Origin of the sequence: Bradyrhizobium sp. Mp27, assembly GCF_029953005.1 — a bacterium.
In the GTDB taxonomy this organism is placed as follows: domain Bacteria; phylum Pseudomonadota; class Alphaproteobacteria; order Rhizobiales; family Xanthobacteraceae; genus Bradyrhizobium; species Bradyrhizobium barranii.
Genome location: NZ_JASAUS010000370.1, coordinates 1 through 2,914 on the forward strand (window position 1 = coordinate 1; position 2,914 = coordinate 2,914).

A 2,914-nucleotide genomic window follows, 5' to 3' on the forward strand; every position below is an offset into this window, starting at 1 on the left:
GGCTCTTCTTCGTCATCTTCGCTCCTGATTCGCAGCAAGAATCCTCGCCGCTGTCAGGCAGAAAATCCACTCAAGCTACTGTCCGAATTTGCGGGGCCAGCTCTGAGGCACTGGTTGATTGGCTGTTCGCGGGCATTGCTTTTCCCGGCTTCGAACCCGAACAAAACGCCTTCCTCGACCTCTATTTCGAGCGCAACCCGATACACGCAGGCAAAGGTATGGCCGAGCGTCGCGCGAATTTCCTTAGGCTGCGCTCGCTCATCGGCGGGTTTATCGACTGGACGGCTGACAAGATATTGGCGAAGCGGCCGGCTATGGTCGGGTGCAGCTCGACCTTCACCCAGCATGTCCCCTCGCTCGCGTTGCTGCGCCGGCTGAGCGAGCGCTCACTTGATCTTGTCACCCTCATGGGTGGAGCGAACTGCGAGTCGGTAATGGGGCGCAGCACTCACGCGCGTTTCCCATGGGTCGACTATGTCGTGTCGGGCGAGGCCGACGCACTGATCGGCCCGCTGTGTTGGGACATCCTAAATCGCGGCAGAGACATCCCGCCTGCTGACCTGCCATTTGGCGTTTTCGGCCCGACGCATCGCGAGGCCGGCTATCCCGCGGCGTCGACGCGCGACTTAGTGCCCCGCGCCGTGATCGAGAACATGCGTGACCTGCCGCTGCCGGATTTCTCGGACTATTTTGCGGAGGTTGAGGCGTCGCTCTACGCCGACCGCATCCATGCTGGGCTGCCGATGGAGTTCTCTCGCGGCTGCTGGTGGGGCGAGCGCAGTCATTGCCTGTTTTGCGGGCTGAACGGCGGATCGATGACCTACCGCCAGAAGCCCGCGGGGCAGGCCGCAGCGGAGATGATTGAGATGTCGGCGCGCTACGGCTCGTCGCGCATCGAAGCTGTAGACAATATTATGGCCATTGACTACCTTGAAAAGGCGCTCCCTCACCTCACCGCGCTACCCGAGAAGCTCGCGATCTTCTTTGAGGTCAAAGCCAACCTGAAGCGCCACGAAGTGGAAAAGCTGGCTGCCGCCGGCGTCCGCTGGATTCAACCGGGTATTGAGAGCCTGGATACTCGTGTTTTGAAGCTGATGCGCAAAGGAACGACCTCAGCGCACAATGTTCAGCTGTTGAAGTGGTGCCGTCAGTACGGCGTGCGGGTCGGTTGGAGTTTATTGTGGGGCTTTCCCGGCGAGTGTGATGCATGGTATGCGGAAATGGCCTCTTGGTTGCCGTTGCTGCATCATCTGCAGCCGGGACCTGCGGTACGCTTGCGATACCAGCGCTACAGCCCCTATCATTACACAGCTGAGAAACATGGACTGAAGCTGCTCCCGGCCGCCCCCTATCGCTACGTGTATCCGCTGTCGGAGCGCGATCTCTCGGAACAGGTATACTACTTCGAAGACAGCGAAGACCACGATGTCGGCGGCCATTTCACACCGCGCGACGAAAACCGCCCGGGGCTAAATGCCGTCGCCAAGGGCATCGATGCCTGGCTGAAAGCCTGGAGGGGGCCGACTTTCTCTATGCTGTCGATGCAGGACAACGGCGACGAAATCATAGTCGAGGACACGCGAGCCATAGCAATCGAGCGCGAACACCGCGTCAGAGGCCTCGAGCGAGAAATTCTTCTGGCCGCGGACGAAGGCTCGCCTGAAACTCGCCTGTGCGATCGGCCGGGCGCGGCGAATGTAATGCAGGGCGAGATTGATGAGGCGATAGCTAACATGATCGCCCGCAAACTGATCGTACGGCTTGACGCGCGGCTGGTTGGGCTCGCGTTATGGCATCCATATACGCCAATCCTTCCCCTGACTGCGTTCCCTGGTGGCTATCTCGACCGACGCTCCACGCCAGTGGCCCTCCCGCGCGAATAAGGAAAACTGCGGTGTGCACTTCGCAGGGCCACACCCCTCGCCTGTCTCCTTTGCTTGGCGCTCGCGCCAGCCTTGTCATTTTTTTCGCCCGCGTCGTTGAGCACAATCAACGGCGTCGAGCCCAAAGCTCCAACATATATGGTTTGAGATATTTGGCCGAAGCGGCGGCGATAATCGCGCCAACCCTAGTGGAGCCGATGAAGTTTATGCGGCGTTCGTTCCGCATTAGATAGCTTAAATATGCGCTACGAACTGCATCGCTCGATTTTCGTAGACTACTTCATCGGGCGAAAAGGAGAAACCGCATCGAACTTCAACTGTTTGACACAGGTTGCAGCTGCCAAAGCGTCGTGTAGTTTATCGGTTCGATCATCGGCTGTAATCGATCCAACTGCTTCGCCGCGTCCAGATCGACACATAGACTTACATTCGTGAGCGACGATGTCGTCACGACTGCACCATCATAAAATGCAGGCAACCCGCGCATCGTTTCGATGCCGGGGCGAATCCCCTTATCGTCCTCGATCATCATTTGCCGCATTTCCAAATTTATCCGGCGGACATCGAAGAATAGAGCCCCTCACGATTCACTGCATCTCCCTTAAGCTGTAAAACGATATGATGAACCGGTCCACGATTGCTATGCCGACGCGTAGGGTCAGGGCCTCGCTCGGCCGCGAAGCTTCTCGTCGGGCTGGTCAACGCTGGATTTGGAGTGCCTGTCAGGTTCCATGGCTCGATTGTTCTGATCCTCACCAGTTGTCCGTGAACAAGCCTCCAAGCACTTGATTGAGAGTCTGTTTTCCGGTTGCGGCGGCATTTGAGATTGCAGGGGATTGGGGCTTCACAGCAAAAACCTGCAATTTCGATTTTGGATTTCCCTGCCGCTGCGAACCGTGATTCTGTGCTGCATCGGAGGGACCGATGCGACCAAAGAAGCACAGGACGACAGGCTCGAACGATCTGTTCCGGTCCCGGCTGGACCAGATCATCAACATGCGACACGAGCTGGTTCTGCTCGCCGGCAGGGT

Annotated in this window: 2 protein-coding genes and 1 pseudogene; 1 reads left to right on the top strand and 2 read right to left on the bottom strand. The window is 58.1% G+C overall.

Going from position 1 to position 2,914, the window contains the following annotated elements; all coding sequences use genetic code 11:
• Window positions 1–50: 50 nt before the first annotated feature.
• Window positions 51–1,883, top strand: coding sequence for a RiPP maturation radical SAM C-methyltransferase (locus QJT78_RS49855; RefSeq protein WP_348652444.1), 1,833 nt, complete (start codon window positions 51–53; stop codon window positions 1,881–1,883).
• Window positions 1,884–1,972: 89 nt separating this feature from the next.
• Here the strand turns inward: QJT78_RS49855 and QJT78_RS49860 are convergent.
• Window positions 1,973–2,097: pseudogene (locus QJT78_RS49860) on the bottom strand (aldehyde dehydrogenase family protein); the annotation flags it as partial.
• Between the two features lie 99 nt (window positions 2,098–2,196).
• Window positions 2,197–2,415, bottom strand: coding sequence for a hypothetical protein (locus tag QJT78_RS49865; protein WP_223153707.1), 219 nt, complete (start codon window positions 2,413–2,415; stop codon window positions 2,197–2,199).
• Between the last annotated feature and the right edge of the window lie 499 nt (window positions 2,416–2,914).

Bases quoted from the DNA above. Each gene is read 5' to 3' on its own strand.
- QJT78_RS49865 (WP_223153707.1), bottom strand. From the start codon at position 2,415: ATGATGATCGAGGACGATAAGGGGATTCGCCCCGGCATCGAAACGATG.